The sequence below is a fragment of the Halomonas sp. THAF5a genome (assembly GCF_009363755.1).
Classification (GTDB): Bacteria; Pseudomonadota; Gammaproteobacteria; order Pseudomonadales; family Halomonadaceae; genus Halomonas.
Map to the genome: position 1 here is coordinate 3,664,218 of NZ_CP045417.1, position 15,026 is coordinate 3,679,243.

The following is a 15,026-nucleotide window of genomic DNA, read 5'->3' on the forward strand; positions in this document are numbered from 1 at the left end:
GCAACAAGCGCTGTTGGAGGGGGCTTTCGCCCGTGCGCCCGGCCAAAATTTTGGGGATATTACAGGAAACGACGCCCCGCGACTACCCCCGCCGCACCCCGGTCAGTGCCCAGGTGCCGGGACGATGAGAATCAACGACCCGGCAACGGGCAGTAGGTTTAGTGGGAGCGGTGCTTGCACCGCGATGGGATGCCTCCGTCCTGCGAGGGGCCAGGCCAACCCCGCCGCCGCTACGCGGCGGATCGCGACGCAAGCGTCGCTCCCACAAGGGTAATGTGGCGCCTCCGCTCTTCGCGGTGCCTCCCTCCCGTCACTCCAGGCCCAGCACGTCCTGCATCGCATAGCGGCCGTTGTCCCGGTCGGCCACCCAGCGCGCCGCGCGCACCGCGCCCTTGGCGAAGGTCATGCGGCTACTGGCCTTGTGGGTGATCTCGATGCGCTCGCCCTCGGTGGCGAACATCACGGTGTGCTCGCCGACGATGTCGCCGGCGCGCACGGTGGCGAAGCCGATCTCCTTGTCGGTGCGCGGCCCGCACTGGCCGACGCGCTCGAACACGCCGTATTCCTTGAGCGGACGCGCCAGGGCGTCGGCCATCACCTCGCCCATCTTGAGCGCGGTGCCGGAGGGGGCGTCGACCTTGTGGCGGTGGTGGGACTCGATCACCTCGATGTCGTAGCCCTCGTCGCCCAGCGCCCTGGCGGCGGTCTCGAGCAGCTTGAGGGTCAGGTTCACGCCGACGCTCATGTTGGGGGCGAAGACCATCGGCACCCGATCGCGGTAGCCGTCCAGTTCGGCCAGTTCGTCGTCGGACAGGCCGGTGGTGCCGATCACGATGCGCTTGCCGTGCTCGGCGCAGAACGCCAGGTTCGACAGCGTCACCTGCGGCGCGGTGAAGTCGATCAGCACGTCGAAGTCGTCGACGATACGCGCCAGCGAATCGACCGCGGCGACCCCCAGCCTGCCCTGGCCGGACAGCTCGCCGAGATCGGCGCCGACGAGCGAGCTGCCCGGCTCGACGATGCCGCCGGCCAGGGTGGCTTCGGCATCCTGCTGCACGGCGTTGACCAGGGTGCGGCCCATGCGGCCGGCGACACCGACGATGGCGATACGGGTCATGCGGACTCCTGCGAATGCGTTGGCTGCGGAAATGGCGGCAGTATACCAGAGGGGCGCCCGGGCCGGGCGGCCCGCTCAGCCGCCGCGCCCGGCGCCCGCATCGGCGCGGAGCAGCAGCGCGATCGCCGCCACCACCAGCAGGCTGCCCGGCAGCCAGATCCAGTCGATGCGCCCCGGCTCGCGCAGGAAGAGCAGCAGCATCGAGACGAAGGGCACCAGGTAGCTGTAGGCGGTGACCGCCCCCGGCGTCAGCACCGCGGTGGCGCGCTGCAGGAGCCAGAAGGTCAGGGCGCTGGAGAAGAGCCCCAGATAGACGAGCAGCGCCAGGTCGCGGCCGGTCATGGTGGCCAGGCGCGCCACCGGCTCGACGGCGAGGCCCGCCAGCCCGACCAGCACGGCGCCGAGCCCCAGGCTCCAGAAGGTGCGCACCGCCGCCGAGGCCGACAGGCGCCCCGTCGCCATCCCCCACTTGCTGAGCACCGGATAGAGCGCCGTGGCGAGACACCCGAGGAAGAACACCGCCTCGCCGAGGCCGAAGCGCAGCGTCCCGGCCTGCCCCACGGACTCGGCGACGGCCAGCCCCAGGGCGCCCGCCGCGCCGAGCGCCAGGATCGCGGGCAGCCGCCAGCTCAGTCGTTCGACCCCGACGAGCGCGCCGCCCAGGAAGGCCAGCAGCGGCACGGTCACGAACAGGGTGGCCATGGAGAGCGCCGTGGCGTGGTGCGCCGCCCAGAACATGGCGCCGAAGAAGCCGGCCAGGCAGAGCCCCATCAGGGCGTAGAGCGGCAGGGCCCGGGCGTCGGGCAGGAAGCCCGGCGAGCGCCGGGCCAGCCATCCCAGGCCCGCGCAGGCGATCAGGAAGCGCAGCGCGGTGAGCGAGAGCGGCGGCAGCGCACTCATCATCCCCACCGCGGGAAACGAGAGCCCCACCAGCACCGCCCAGAGCAGCATGCCGAGGTGGGCGGCGCGGGCCGAACGCGGCGCGCTCAATTTTCCCAGACGATCTCCAGGCTCACCCCCGACAGCCCCTCGAGGGCGGCGTTCACCTGGCCCTCCAGGCGATCCAGGCTCTCGTCATCCAGGGTCTCGACGGCCACGCTGAGGTGCCCCGGACGGGCCTCGAGCAGGCAGCTGCCCTCGTCGAAGCGCACCCGCGCCTGGGCCTCCTCGCGGTCGATCGGCTGGGCGTCGTCCCACTCCCGGCACAGGCGCTCGATCAGCCCCTGGGCATCCTCGGCGGGTATATCGGCACGTGAAATCGGCATGGGGGACTCCGTGTTCCTGGGACATGAGTCTCCAGACTATGACGCCCACCCCCGACAACGCCACCCCGCCCGCCGGGCCAGCGCACCTCGCCCGGGTCGCCATGCCGCGGCACAGGGCATCGTCTTCGCGGTGGCCGCCTCGACGCCACTCGGGGATTCCGCCATACTGGCCGCCGCTTGAGAATACGAACGATACGCAAGTAGCCAACGAGATACGCTCGCGGCAACCGCCGAACGGCGCGGGCACCGGGCGTCGAATCGACCCATCCACGAGTACGAAATCCGCACATGCCAAACGCACTGCTCAGCGCCGTCGGTTGCACGGCCCTCGCCCTCGGTTCCACGGCCGCCCTCGCCGAGGAGATCACCGTGACCGACATCGCCGGCCGCGAGGTCACCCTCGATGCCCCCGTGGAGCGCGTGATCCTCGGCGAGGGGCGCCAGATCTACCTGCTGGGCGCGCTGCAGCCCGACGCCCCCTTCGAGCATGTGGTGGGCTGGCGCGAGGACTTCTCCCAGGCCGACCCGGACAACTACGCCCGCTATGCGGCGAAGTTCCCGGCGCTGGAGGACATCCCGACCTTCGGCGGCTTCAAGGACGGCACCTTCGACGTCGAGCAGGCCGCGGCGCTCACGCCCGACGTGGTGCTGATGAACCTCGAGGCCCGGGCCGCCACCGAGGATGCCGCCTATGACGACAAGCTCGCCGAGCTCGGCATCCCCATCGTCTACGTCGACTTCCGCGAGGACCCGCTGGCGCACACCGTTCCCTCAATGCGGCTGATGGGCGAGCTGCTGGGCGAGGAGGCCGCCGCCGAGGCCTTCATCGACTTCTCCGAGGCCCAGATGGCCCGTGTCGCCGAGCCCCTCGCCGCCGCCGACCCCGCGCGTCCCAGGGTCTTCATCGACCGGGCGGGCGGCTACTCGGAAGACTGCTGCATGAGCTTCGGGCCGGGCAACTTCGGCGAGTACGTCGAGCTGGCCGGCGGCACCAACATCGCCGCCGACATCATCCCCAACACCTTCGGCTCGCTGAACCCCGAACAGATCATCGCCGCCGACCCGGATCACGTGGTCGTCACCGGTGGCAACTGGGACGCCTACGTGCCCGGCGGCGACTGGGTCGGGGTGGGCCCCGGCGCCGATCTGGACGCGGCTCGCGACAAGCTGCAGGGCCTGACCGAGCGCACCGCCATGACCGGCATCGGCGCGGTCGAGAGCGGCGACTTCCATGCCATCTGGCACCAGTTCTACAACAGCCCCTACTACTTCGTCGCCGTGCAGCGCCTGGCCAAGTGGCTGCACCCCGAGCTGTTCGCCGACCTCGACCCCGAGGCCACGATGCGCGAGCTGCACGAGCGCTTCCTGCCGGTGGACTACGAACCGGGCTACTGGGTGTCCCTGAATGAGCAGTAACGCCGTCGCCGGCCCCGCCGCTCCCCGGGGCGGCTTCTATCGCGCCCTGGTGGTTCGCCGCCAGCTGATCCTCGCCGGGCTCACCCTGGCCCTGGTCCTGAGCCTGTGCATCGACCTGGCGCTCGGCCCGGCGCGCTACGGCCTCGGCGAGGTGGTCGCCGCGCTGCTCACGCCCGACGCCGTACCGGCCTCGGTGCGGGTGATCCTCTGGGAGATCCGCATGCCGGTGGCGCTGATGGCCCTGGTGGTGGGCGCCAGCCTGTCGATCGCCGGCGCCCAGATGCAGACCATCCTCAGCAACCCGCTGGCCAGCCCCTTCACCCTCGGCATCTCGGCCGGCGCCAGCTTCGGCGCCGCCCTGGCGCTGGCCTTCGGCGTCACCCTGATGCCCGTCGCGGTCGACTACGTGATCCCGATCAACGCCTTCGTGATGGCGATGCTGACCGCCTTCGCCATTCACCTGCTGAGCCTGCGGCGCGGCGTGACGATCGAGACCATCGTGCTGCTGGGCATCGCCATGGTGTTCATCTTCAACGCCCTGATGGCCCTGATCCAGTTCTTCGCCAGCCAGCAGGCGGTCTCCGCGGTGGTGTTCTGGACCATGGGCAGCCTGACCAAGGCGACCTGGCCCAAGCTGTGGATCGCGCTGGGGGTGCTGGCCGTGGTGGTGCCGCTGCTGGCGCGTCACGGCTGGGCGCTCACCGCCATGCGCCTGGGCGACGCCAAGGCCGAGAGCCTCGGGGTCAAGCCGCGGGCCCTGCGCCTCGAGGTGCTGGTGCTGGTCTCGCTGCTGGCCGCCATCGCGGTGGCCTTCGTCGGCACCATCGGCTTCATCGGGCTGGTCGGGCCGCACATCGCCCGGCTGCTGCTGGGCGAGGATCAGCGCTTCTTCCTGCCGGGCGCGGCGCTCTGTGGGGCCCTGATCCTCTCCGTGGGCTCGGTGCTGTCGAAGGTCATCCTGCCCGGCACCGTCATCCCCATCGGCATCATCACCTCGCTGGTGGGCATCCCGTTCTTCCTGTTCCTGGTGCTCAGCCACAAGAAGGCCTCATGGTAACCCTCACCCTCGACCGCCTGTCGGCCCGCTACGGCCGCCGCCCGATCCTCGATGCCGTCACCAGCCCGCGCCTCTCGGGCGGCCAGGTGGTGGCCCTGCTCGGCCCCAACGCCGCCGGCAAGTCGACCCTCTTCCGGCGCATCCTCGGCCTGCTCGACGGGGCAGGCGAGGCCCGCATCGAGGGCGCCCGGCGCGAGCGCCCGGTGGCCTACATGCCCCAGGATACCGGCGCCAATGCGGTGCTGACGGTCTATGAATCGGTGCTGCTGGCGCGGATGCAGGGCCGGCGCCTCAAGGTGCAGGCCGACGACCTTCGCGAGGTCGAGCGGGCCCTGGACGACCTGGGCATCGCCGAGCTCGGCGAGCGCGACATCGGCAACCTCAGCGGCGGGCAGCGTCAGCTGGTGAGCGCCGCCCAGGCGCTGGTCCAGGACCCCGAGATCCTGCTCCTGGACGAGCCCACCTCGGCGCTGGACCTGCACCGCCAGCTCAGCCTGCTCGGCATCCTTCGCCGGCTGGCCCGGGAGCGCCAGATGCTCATCATCGCGGCGCTGCATGATCTCGGCCAGGCGCTGCGCTTCACCGACCAGGCCCTGGTGCTGGAGGCGGGGCGGCTGGTCGCCAGCGGCCCCACCGAGCGGGTGGTCACACCCGCCCTGCTGCGCGAGGTGTTCCGGGTCGACGCCCGCATCGAGCCCTGCTCCCAGGGGCGCCCCCAGCTCATCGTCGAAGCCGCCGTCTGAGCCGGCCCTCGAAGGCCGCGAGGACCGCCCCGCCCAGCACCAGCGGCAGGGCCAGCAGGAAGCTGGCGGACAGCGGCAGCCCGAAGATCCACAAGTCCGCCAGCACCGGCCAGATCAGGGCCACGTACTCGAAGGGCGCCAGCCGCGAGACCTCGGCATAGCGCAGCGCCAGGGTCATGCAGATATGGGCCGCTCCGCCGAACAGCCCGGAGAGCACCAGCAGCCAGAGGGTCGAGCCGGACACGGGCACCCAGCCCAGCGGCAGGGTGGCGAGCCCCGCCAGGGCGGTGACCAGCACGAAGTAGAAGGCGATGGAGGCGGCCGTCTCGGTGCGCGAGATCCGCCGCACCGTGACCAGCGCCCCCGCCGTCAGCAGCGCCGCCAGGATGCCCAACGCATAGCCCAGCAGGCGCCCGTCCGGCCGCGCCCCCTGCAGGTCGGGCACCACCAGCACCGCCACCCCGCAGAGCACCAGCGCCAGCGCCGCCGCCCGGTGCAGGGAGAAGCGCTCTCCCAGCAGCAGCACCCCGGCCACCGCCATGGCCACCGGCGACAGCTGCGCCAGCAGTGTCGCCTCGGCCACCGGCAGCCGCGCCACCGCGGCGAAGGAGGCGAACATCGCCGCCGCGCCCAGTCCCGAGCGCACCAGGTGGCCCAGCGGGCGGCGCGTCACCAGCGCCCCGGGAAACTCCCGCCGCCAGGTCATGAAGAGCACGATCGGCAGCAGCGCGAAGGCCGAGCGGAAGAAGACCGTCTGCCCCAGCGGCACCTCGACGCTGACCGCCTTGACGCACACCATCATGCCCGTGAAGAGAAGGCCCGACAGCAGCCTGAGCAGTATGCCGGCCAGTGGGCGGTCCATGGCGTTGTCCATGAGTGTCCTTGTGAATGAGTCGAGTCGAATCGGGCCCCGGCGTTGGCCGGGCCCGGGAGCGGCGGCCATGGTACACCGCCAATGGGAACCATTCCCATGCTCGTCGCCGATATCGCCGCCCTGGACACGACGAGGCCCCGCCTCCTCCTCGGAGCGCGGGGCCTCGTCGTTGGCGGCGGGGCGCCCCTTAGGGCTTCATGTCCTCGAAGAACTTCTTCACGCCGTCGAAGAAGCTCGACTTCTTCGGCGAGTGATGGCTCTTGCTGCCCTCCAGGCTGTCCTGGAAGGCGCGCAGCAGGTCCTTCTGCTCCTCGCTGAGCTTGACCGGGGTCTCGACCACGACCTTGCACAGCAGGTCGCCCGGGGGGCCACCGCGCACCGGCTTGACGCCCTTGCCGCGCAGGCGGAACAGCTTGCCGGTCTGGGTCTCGGGCGGGATCTTCAGCTTGACGCGGCCATCCAGGGTCGGCACCTCGAGCTCGCCGCCGAGAGCGGCGTCGACGAAGTTGATCGGCACCTCGCACTGCAGGTGGCGACCGTCACGCTGGAAGATGTGGTGCGGCTTGATCGCCACCTGGACGTAGAGGTCGCCGGGCGGCCCGCCGTTGACGCCGGCCTCGCCCTCGGCGTTGAGGCGGATGCGATCGCCGGTATCCACGCCGGCCGGGATCTTCACCGACAGGGTACGGGTCTCGCGCACCCGGCCCTCGCCGTGGCACTTGTGGCACGGCACCTTGATGTGCTCGCCGCTGCCGTGGCAGGTTGGGCAGGTCTGCTGCACGGCGAAGAAGCCCTGCTGCATGCGCACCTGGCCCATGCCGTTACAGGTCGGGCAGGTCTCCTTGGTGGAGCCGGGCTCGGCGCCGCTGCCGTCGCAGCGCTCGCACTCGACATGGCGCGGTACGCGGATATCCACGCTGGTGCCGGCCACGGCGTCCTCGAGGTCGAGCTCGAGGTTGTAGCGCAGGTCGCTGCCGCGCTGCGGGGCGTTGGGGTGGCGACGACCGCCGCCCCCGCCGAAGATGTCGCCGAAGACGTCACCGAAGATGTCGCTGAAGCCGCCGGCCCCCGCCCCGGCGCCGCCGAAGCCGCCGCCGGCCTGGCCGTCGACGCCGGCATGGCCGAACTGGTCGTAGGCCGCGCGCTTCTCGCCGTCGCTCAGGACCTCGTAGGCCTCGGAGACCTCGCGAAACTTCTCGGCCGCGGAGTCATCATCCGGGTTGCGGTCCGGATGAAACTTCTGGGCGAGGCGTCGGTAGGCCTTCTTGATGTCCTTCTGGTCGGCACCGCGCTCGACGCCCAGTACTTCGTAATAGTCACGCTTGGACATGAGTCTGTCCGCCTCCGTAGGGACTCTGCGGAAACACCAACGCGGGAGTCAGGCCCCCGCGCTGGCGTCATCCGTCAAACGATGTCGTGGTTTACTGCTTTTTCTGGTCGTCGTTGACTTCTTCGTACTCGGCGTCGACCACGTCATCGTCCTGCTTGGCGGCGCCCTCGCCGGCCTCACCGGCCTGCTGCGCGGCGTCGCCCTGCTCGGCGTACATCTTCTGCGCCAGGGTGCCGGAGGCCTCGGTCAGCTTGTCGAGCTTGGCCTGGATGTCCTCCTGGTCGTCGCCCTTGATCGCCTCTTCCAGCTCGGACGCGGCGCTCTCGATGGCCTGCTTCTCCTCGTCGGTCGCCTTGTCGCCGGCTTCCTCGAGGGTCTTGCGGGCGGCGTGGACCATGCCGTCAGCCTGGTTGCGCAGCTGCACCAGCTCCTCGAACTTCTTGTCCTCGTCGGCGTGGGCCTCGGCGTCCTGGACCATCTGCTCGACCTCTTCCTCGGACAGGCCGCTGGAGGCCTTGATCACGATGGACTGTTCCTTGCCGGTGGCCTTGTCCTTGGCGGACACGTTGAGGATGCCGTTGGCGTCCAGGTCGAAGGCGACCTCGATCTGCGGCACGCCGCGGGGTGCCGGCGGAATGTCGGCCAGGTCGAAGCGACCGAGCGACTTGTTGCCGCTGGACTGCTTGCGCTCACCCTGCAGCACGTGAATGGTCACGGCCGTCTGGTTGTCATCCGCGGTCGAGAAGGTCTGGGTCTTCTTGGTCGGGATGGTGGTGTTCTTCTCGATCAGCGGCGTCATCACGCCACCCAGGGTCTCGATGCCCAGGGTCAGCGGGGTCACGTCGAGCAGCAGCACGTCCTTGACGTCGCCGCCCAGCACGCCGCCTTGGATCGCCGCACCCACGGCCACGGCCTCGTCCGGGTTGACGTCCTTGCGGGCGTCCTTGCCGAAGAACTCGGCCACGGAGGCCTGCACCATCGGCATGCGGGTCTGGCCGCCGACCAGGATGACGTCGTCGATCTCGCCGTTGGAGAGGCCGGCGTCCTTGAGCGCGGTCTTGCACGGCTCGAGGGAGCGCTTGACCAGCTCCTCGACCAGCGACTCCAGCTTGGCCCGGGTCACCTTCACGTTGAGGTGCTTGGGACCGGTGTTGTCGGCCGTGATGTACGGCAGGTTGACGTCGGTCTGCTGGGCGCTGGAGAGCTCGATCTTGGCCTTCTCGGCGGCTTCCTTGAGGCGCTGCATGGCCAGGTTGTCGCCGGAGAGGTCGATGCCGCTGTCGGCCTTGAACTGATCGACCAGGTAGTTGATCAGCTTCATGTCGAAGTCTTCGCCGCCCAGGAAGGTGTCGCCGTTGGTGGCCAGCACCTCGAACTGGGTCTCGCCGTCGACGTCGGCCACTTCGATGATGGAGATATCGAAGGTGCCACCGCCCAGGTCATAGACCGCGATGGTCTTGTCGCCGCGGGACTTGTCCATGCCATAGGCCAGCGCGGCCGCGGTCGGCTCGTTGATGATGCGCTTGACCTCGAGGCCGGCGATGCGACCCGCGTCCTTGGTGGCCTGACGCTGGGAGTCGTTGAAGTAGGCCGGCACGGTGATCACCGCCTCGGTCACTTCCTCGCCCAGGTAGTCCTCGGCGGTCTTCTTCATCTTCTTCAGGACTTCGGCGCTGACCTGCGGGGGCGCCAGCTTCTTGTCCTTGACCTGCACCCAGGCGTCGCCGTTGTCAGCTTCGGTGATGGTGTAGGGGACCATCTTGACGTCCTTCTGGACGACATCGTCCTTGAAGCGACGACCGATGAGGCGCTTGATGGCGTACAGGGTGTTCTGGGGGTTGGTGACCGCCTGGCGCTTGGCCGCCTGGCCCACCAGCGTCTCGCCATCGTCGGTGTAGGCGATGATGGACGGCGTGGTGCGCGCGCCCTCGGCGTTCTCGATCACCTTGGCCTGGTCACCGTCGAGCACGGCGACGCAAGAGTTGGTGGTCCCCAGGTCAATACCGATGATGCGTCCCATAGGAAATCCTCAAACTGGCAGATGAATTCGTGATCTGTGGCTTTCGCCACGGGGTTGCCGTCTATCTGGGGGCCCTCGAGACCTTTTCAAGACCCGAGGACCGCTTTTCTATGGCTCGGTGTCAGCCGGCGGCCTGGCTGACGACCACCATGGCCGGGCGGACCAGGCGCCCGTTGAGCAGGTAGCCCTTCTGCATGACGTCCATCACGGTGTTGGGCTCCATCTCGGGGTTGGGCACCATGGCCATGGCCTCGTGGTACTGCGGGTCGAAGGGCTCGCCGTGGGGCTCCACCACCTCGACGCCGAACTTGGCCATCACGTCGTGCTGCATCTTGAGCGTCATGGAGACGCCCTCGATGTGGGCCTCGCTGGCCTCGTCGCCCATGGACTCCAGCGCCTTCTCGAGGCTGTCGATCACCGGCAGCAGCTCCTTGACGAACTTCTCCAGGGCGAACTTGCGGGCCTTCTCGGCCTCCTGCTCGGCGCGCCGGCGCACGTTCTGCGCCTCGGCGGCCGCCCGCATGGCCTGGTCCTTGGCCTCGGCGACGCTCTGCTCGAGCTCCTCGACGCGGGCCGCCAGCACCTCGGCCTCGGGATTGTCGGCGGCTTCGGCCTCGGCGGCGGCCTGATCGGCGCCCTCGATGGCGTCCTCCAGCTCACCCTCCACGGTCTCGGCCTGCGGCGCGGCTTCCCGCTCCTCGCGAGCGAGTTCGTCGTCCAGCGGGGTCTGAGAATCTTTGGCCATGTGGGGTCTCCTGAATGGCAATCAGCGGCCAGGGGCCGCTGGCAAGGCATGAATGGTGACGTGAATGATGATCTGCCGCGTATATGGGGCTGGCCGCGGTGAACTCAAGGCGTCGGGGCGAGACGAATGGGCGGGTGCATTGTGGGGGCCGCTGGACTACTGTATAAACACACAATACGTGTATGGATAGACAGTACCAAGCACACCCCACGGCCCGCGCCCTGCGCCACGACCGTGCGGTCCTTGCAGAACGGTATTCCCAGACCGCCCCCGGGAGGCACCATGCTGACAGAGCTTGCCATTCGCGACTTCGCCATCGTCGACCACCTCGAACTGGAGCTGTCCGGCGGCATGACCGCCATCACCGGCGAGACGGGGGCCGGCAAGTCCATCCTGCTCGGCGCCCTGGGCCTGTGCCTCGGCGAGCGCGCCGACAGCGCCAGCGTGCGCCACGGCCGCGAACGCGCCGACCTCAGCGCGCGCTTCGACCTCGGGGCCCTGCCCGAGGCGCGCGCCTGGCTCGAGTCCCGGGAGCTGCCCGCCGACGACTGCCTGCTGCGCCGCGTGGTGACCCGCAGCGGTCGCTCGAAGGCCTGGATCAACGGCCAGCCGGCCACGGTGGCCGACCTGCGCGCCCTGGGCGAGCACCTCATCGAGATCCACGGCCAGCACGCCCACCAGGCGCTGCTGAACGAGGAGACCCACCTGCGCCTGCTCGACGACTTCGCCGGCCATCGCGAGCGAGTAGCCGCGATGCGCCAGGCCTTCCGCGACTGGCAGGCGAGCCGCCGGCGCCTCGAGCGCCTGGCCGAGGACGGCGACGAGATCCGCGCCCGCCGCCAGCTACTGCGCTACCAGGTGGAGGAGCTCGATGCCCTGGCGCTGGCCGAGGGCGAACTCAAGGGGCTCGAGGAGGAGCAGGAGGAGCTGGCCCACGCCGAGGAGCGGCTGCGCGAGGCGCAGTTCGCCGCCGAGTGCTGCGACGGCGAGGAAGCCGGCGCCCTGTCGCTGCTCAACCAGGCGATCCAGCACCTCGCGGAGCTGCCGGGCAGTGACCGCGGCAGCCTGGCCGATACCCTCACCATGCTCGGCGAGGCGCGCATCCAGATCGAGGAGGCGGGCCGCGAGCTCGGCCATTTCGCCGCCGGCGTGGAGCTGGACCCGGAGCGCCTGGCCTGGGTAGAGGAGCGCCTGGGCGAGGTGCACCGCATCGCCCGCAAGCATCACGTGCTGCCCGAGGAGCTGGTCGACCTGCACCGGCGCCTGACCACCGAGCTCGAGGGCCTGGAGGGCGGCGACGGCGACCTCGAGACCCTGGCCGCCGAGGTCGAGGCGCACAAGGCGCGCTGGCACGAGCAGGCCTCGGCGGTCTCCCGGGCGCGCCGCCAGGCCGCCCGCCGCTTCGGTCGTGCCGTGCAGGAACAGCTCGCCTTCCTGGCCATGGACAAGGCCACCTTCGAGGTCGAGCTCGCCCCCCGGGAGGCCCCGGCCCTCGAGGGGCTGGAGGGCGCGCGCATGCTGATCAGCGCCAACCCCGGCCAGCCGGCGCGGCCGCTGGCCAAGGTGGCCTCGGGCGGCGAGCTGTCGCGCATCAGCCTGGCGATCCAGGTGGTGGCGGCCCAGCACTCGACCATCGCCAGCCTGGTCTTCGACGAGGTGGACGTGGGGGTCTCCGGGGCCACCGCCGAGATCGTCGGCCAGCTGCTGCGCCGCCTGGGCGAGAACGGCCAGGTGATGACCGTGACTCACCTGCCCCAGGTGGCCGCCCAGGCACACCATCACCTGCATATCGAGAAGCAGGCCGAGAAGGCCTCGACCCTGACCCGCATGGCCCTGCTCGACGAGGCCGGCCGGGTCGGCGAGCTGGCGCGTATGCTCGGCGGCGTTAACCTCTCCGACCGCACCCTGGCCCACGCCCGGGAGATGCTCGACGCCAGCCAGCGCGCCCATCACTGACGTCGCCGAACGCGGCGCTGGCCAGCACGACAGCCCCAACGCAGCGCGGCCCCGATCCAAGGATCGGGGCCGCGCCGTTCGCCACCCGGGTGGACCCGGTGGCGCTACTTCTTCTGGATGCCTTCCTGGCGCGTCGCCCGGGAACCCCGGGGCCGCACGTAGAGCACCAGGGCGTGATCGACGAGCTCGAAGCCATGCTCCTCGGCGATCTCCTGCTGGCGCCGCTCGATGGTCTCGTCGAAGAACTCGACGATCTCACCGCTCTCCAGGCACACCATGTGGTCGTGGTGCTCCTCCTGGGAGAGCTCGAAGACGGCGTGGCCGCCATCGAAGTTGTGACGGATCACCAGGCCGGCGGTCTCGAACTGGGTCAGCACGCGATAGACGGTGGCCAGGCCCACGTCCTCGCCCGCGTCCAGCAGGGTCTTGTACACGTCCTCGGCGCTCAGGTGATGCTTTTCGGAGGCGCTCTCGAGGATCTGCAGGATCTTGACGCGCGGCAGGGTCACTTTGAGACCGGCCTTGCGCAATTCATGGTTCTGGTCGGCCATGGTCGCTCTTCGCAGTATCGGGTAGGGTCGGTTATGATCGACCGAATCCACGATAGTGAAGAACAGGCGCAAATGCAAAAGCTGACCAGAATCGTCACCCTTTCCGTCGCCCTGCTGATGATCAGCGGTTGCAGCTACTTCGGGGTCTACAAGCGCGACCTGCCCCAGGGCAACCTGGTGACCGAGGGCATGGCCGAACAGCTGCGGCCGGGCATGAGCCGCCAGCAGGTGGTCGACCTAATGGGCAGCCCGCTGCTCGAGGCGCCCTTCGATGCCCGCCAGTGGGACTATGTCTATCGCCTCGACGAGGCCTACGGCGACGTGGAGCAGCGGCGTATCACCCTGACCTTCGACGGCGGGCGCGTCGTGGCGATCGAGCGGGAGGGCGACTTCACGACCGCGCCGCCGCTCGGCGACGAACGCGGCATTGGCCCCGACAGCCGCCCCGCGACGGACGACCGGGACGCGCCGATCGACAACCTCACCCCGGATCGCCCCTAAGCCGCGTCGCGATCAGACGTCTCCATGACGCCCCGTGCCGGCCCCGCCGGACGGGGCGTCAGCGTGTCCTGGCGGCGCGTTCGGCACGCACCGCCTTGGGGTCGATCTTGAGCGGCCGGTAGACCTCGACGCGATCCCCCGCCTTCAGGGGCTGCGCCTCGGGGTCGCGCAGCCGCTTGCCGAAGAGCCCCAGGTCGGCCTCGCGAAAGGTCGCCGCGGGAAGCTCCGGAAACCTCGCCTCCAGCCCCGCCATCGCCACCGCCTCGCGGGCCGTGGTGCCCCTGGGGACGCGAAGCGCCACCACGCACTGCCGCTCGGGCAGGGCGAAGGCCACCTCGACCTCGATGGCGTCCGGCGCGCTAGCGGCCATAGAGGCGGTCCGCCCGGCGGGTGAAGGCGTCGACCAGCTGCCCGGCGACCTGCTGGAAGAGCTTGCCGAAGGCCATGCCGAGCAGGCGGTTGGCGAACTCGAACTCCAGCTCCAGGCTGATCTTGCAGGCCCCCTCGCCCATCGGGATGAACAGCCAGCGGCCGCGCAGGCGCTTGAAGGGGCCGCTGACCAGCGACATCTCGATGCGCTCGGGCTCGATCAGGTCGTTGCGGGTGGTGAAGCTCTGCTCGACCCCGGCACGACCCAGGGTCATCTCGCCGATCAGGTGCGACTCGTCGCGCTCGAGCAGGCGGGCATTCCGACACCCCGGCAGGAATTCCGGGTAGCGCTCGAAGTCGTTGACCAGGTCGAACATGTCCTGGGGGGTGTGCCGCACCATGGCGGACCGATTGACCGTTGGCATTGAGCTCTCCGCTGACTTCACAGTGCCCAGGGCGTATCATGAGCGGTTATTTCAGGCCTTGAATGGTACCACGCTTCCCCCCACATCGAAGGGCAAGCGCCACCGGCAGATACAGGACACGAGGTTTCATGGCCAACAAGAAAGGCAAGAGCAAGGGTCCCGGCGGCAACGTCATCGCCCAGAACAAGAAGGCACGCTTCGAATACCACATCGACGAGAGCTTCGAGGCGGGCCTGGTGCTGGCCGGCTGGGAGGTGAAGAGCCTGCGCGCCGGCAAGGCGCAGCTCACCGACACCTACATCCTGGTCAAGAACGGCGAGGCCTGGCTGCTGGGCAGCCACATCACCCCGCTCAACACCGCCAGCACCCACGAGATCGCGGACCCGACGCGCACCCGCAAGCTGCTGCTGCATCGCAAGGAGATCGCCAAGATCTTCTCGCGGACCCAGGAGAAGGGCCACACCTGCGTGCCGCTCAAGCTCTACTGGAAGAACAACCGGGTCAAGTGCGAGCTGGCCCTGGTGACCGGCAAGAAGCTGCACGACAAGCGCGCCACCGAGAAGGACCGCGACTGGCAGCGCCAGAAAGGGCGCATCATGCGCGAACAAACCAAGGCCTGAGGTGTCACAAGGCCACGCATCCTGTTAGGATGCGCGT

General features: G+C 69.5%; 16 protein-coding genes. 6 read left to right on the forward strand and 10 right to left on the reverse strand.

Annotated features, from left to right (window positions below):
- Window positions 1–310: 310 nt before the first annotated feature.
- The 3 genes from dapB to FIU83_RS16695 form a co-directional block, all read right to left on the reverse strand.
- The gene (dapB, locus tag FIU83_RS16685; RefSeq protein WP_152485058.1) at window positions 311–1,117 is read right to left on the reverse strand and encodes a 4-hydroxy-tetrahydrodipicolinate reductase; all 807 of its coding nucleotides are present in this window, start codon (window positions 1,115–1,117) and stop codon (window positions 311–313) included.
- A 75-nt stretch (window positions 1,118–1,192) separates the two neighbouring features.
- The gene (locus FIU83_RS16690) at window positions 1,193–2,107 is read right to left on the reverse strand and encodes a DMT family transporter (RefSeq protein ID WP_253939502.1); all 915 of its coding nucleotides are present in this window, start codon (window positions 2,105–2,107) and stop codon (window positions 1,193–1,195) included.
- Window positions 2,104–2,382 carry a DUF2218 domain-containing protein gene (locus FIU83_RS16695; protein ID WP_152485059.1) on the reverse strand — a complete coding sequence of 93 codons (279 nt, stop codon included), beginning with the start codon at window positions 2,380–2,382 and terminating at the stop codon, window positions 2,104–2,106. Before FIU83_RS16695 ends, FIU83_RS16690 begins: the two co-directional genes overlap by 4 nt.
- Before the next feature lie 288 nt (window positions 2,383–2,670).
- Between FIU83_RS16695 and FIU83_RS16700 the strand changes: the two genes are divergently transcribed.
- The 3 genes from FIU83_RS16700 to FIU83_RS16710 are packed head-to-tail and all read left to right on the forward strand — an operon-like array spanning window position 2,671 to window position 5,598.
- A complete protein-coding gene (locus FIU83_RS16700; protein ID WP_152485060.1) occupies window positions 2,671–3,798 on the forward strand; it encodes an ABC transporter substrate-binding protein in 1,128 nt (375 codons plus the stop codon).
- The gene (locus FIU83_RS16705; protein ID WP_152485061.1) at window positions 3,788–4,855 is read left to right on the forward strand and encodes an iron ABC transporter permease; all 1,068 of its coding nucleotides are present in this window, start codon (window positions 3,788–3,790) and stop codon (window positions 4,853–4,855) included. Before FIU83_RS16700 ends, FIU83_RS16705 begins: the two co-directional genes overlap by 11 nt.
- A complete protein-coding gene (locus FIU83_RS16710; protein WP_152485062.1) occupies window positions 4,849–5,598 on the forward strand; it encodes an ABC transporter ATP-binding protein in 750 nt (249 codons plus the stop codon). The genes FIU83_RS16705 and FIU83_RS16710 overlap by 7 nt, the downstream gene beginning before the upstream one ends.
- On the opposite strand, the gene FIU83_RS16715 is transcribed toward FIU83_RS16710, so the two are convergent.
- The 4 genes from FIU83_RS16715 to grpE form a co-directional block, all read right to left on the reverse strand.
- Window positions 5,576–6,472 (reverse strand): DMT family transporter, encoded by an 897-nt coding sequence (locus FIU83_RS16715; protein WP_152485063.1) that lies wholly within the window; start codon window positions 6,470–6,472, stop codon window positions 5,576–5,578. The two genes, FIU83_RS16710 and FIU83_RS16715, sit on opposite strands and share 23 nt — an antisense overlap.
- A 187-nt stretch (window positions 6,473–6,659) precedes the next feature.
- The gene (gene dnaJ / locus FIU83_RS16720) at window positions 6,660–7,802 is read right to left on the reverse strand and encodes a molecular chaperone DnaJ (protein WP_152485064.1); all 1,143 of its coding nucleotides are present in this window, start codon (window positions 7,800–7,802) and stop codon (window positions 6,660–6,662) included.
- Window positions 7,803–7,893: 91 nt separating this feature from the next.
- Complete coding sequence (dnaK, locus tag FIU83_RS16725; protein ID WP_152485065.1) at window positions 7,894–9,822, reverse strand: molecular chaperone DnaK; 1,929 nt, start codon at window positions 9,820–9,822, stop codon at window positions 7,894–7,896.
- A 121-nt stretch (window positions 9,823–9,943) separates the two neighbouring features.
- Window positions 9,944–10,567: a nucleotide exchange factor GrpE gene (gene grpE / locus FIU83_RS16730; RefSeq protein ID WP_152485066.1), complete on the reverse strand. Its 624-nt coding sequence runs from the start codon at window positions 10,565–10,567 to the stop codon at window positions 9,944–9,946.
- Window positions 10,568–10,849: 282 nt separating this feature from the next.
- Here grpE and recN point away from each other — a divergent pair, with 282 nt between their 5' ends.
- The gene (recN, locus tag FIU83_RS16735) at window positions 10,850–12,523 is read left to right on the forward strand and encodes a DNA repair protein RecN (RefSeq protein ID WP_152485067.1); all 1,674 of its coding nucleotides are present in this window, start codon (window positions 10,850–10,852) and stop codon (window positions 12,521–12,523) included.
- A gap of 104 nt (window positions 12,524–12,627) precedes the next feature.
- Here recN and fur read toward each other — a convergent pair whose 3' ends face one another.
- Window positions 12,628–13,074: a ferric iron uptake transcriptional regulator gene (fur, locus tag FIU83_RS16740; RefSeq protein ID WP_108446059.1), complete on the reverse strand. Its 447-nt coding sequence runs from the start codon at window positions 13,072–13,074 to the stop codon at window positions 12,628–12,630.
- A 72-nt stretch (window positions 13,075–13,146) separates the two neighbouring features.
- Between fur and FIU83_RS16745 the strand changes: the two genes are divergently transcribed.
- Window positions 13,147–13,575 (forward strand): outer membrane protein assembly factor BamE, encoded by a 429-nt coding sequence (locus tag FIU83_RS16745; RefSeq protein WP_172976109.1) that lies wholly within the window; start codon window positions 13,147–13,149, stop codon window positions 13,573–13,575.
- Window positions 13,576–13,633: 58 nt separating this feature from the next.
- Here the strand turns inward: FIU83_RS16745 and FIU83_RS16750 are convergent, their stop codons facing one another.
- On the reverse strand, window positions 13,634–13,945 hold the full coding sequence (locus FIU83_RS16750; RefSeq protein WP_152485069.1) for an RnfH family protein: 312 nt from the start codon (window positions 13,943–13,945) through the stop codon (window positions 13,634–13,636).
- A complete protein-coding gene (locus FIU83_RS16755) occupies window positions 13,935–14,369 on the reverse strand; it encodes a type II toxin-antitoxin system RatA family toxin (protein ID WP_152485070.1) in 435 nt (144 codons plus the stop codon). The genes FIU83_RS16750 and FIU83_RS16755 overlap by 11 nt, the downstream gene beginning before the upstream one ends.
- 128 nt (window positions 14,370–14,497) lie before the next feature.
- Here FIU83_RS16755 and smpB point away from each other — a divergent pair, with 128 nt between their 5' ends.
- Window positions 14,498–14,989, forward strand: a complete 492-nt coding sequence (smpB, locus tag FIU83_RS16760) for an SsrA-binding protein SmpB (protein WP_152485071.1) — start codon at window positions 14,498–14,500, stop codon at window positions 14,987–14,989.
- Window positions 14,990–15,026: the final 37 nt, after the last annotated feature.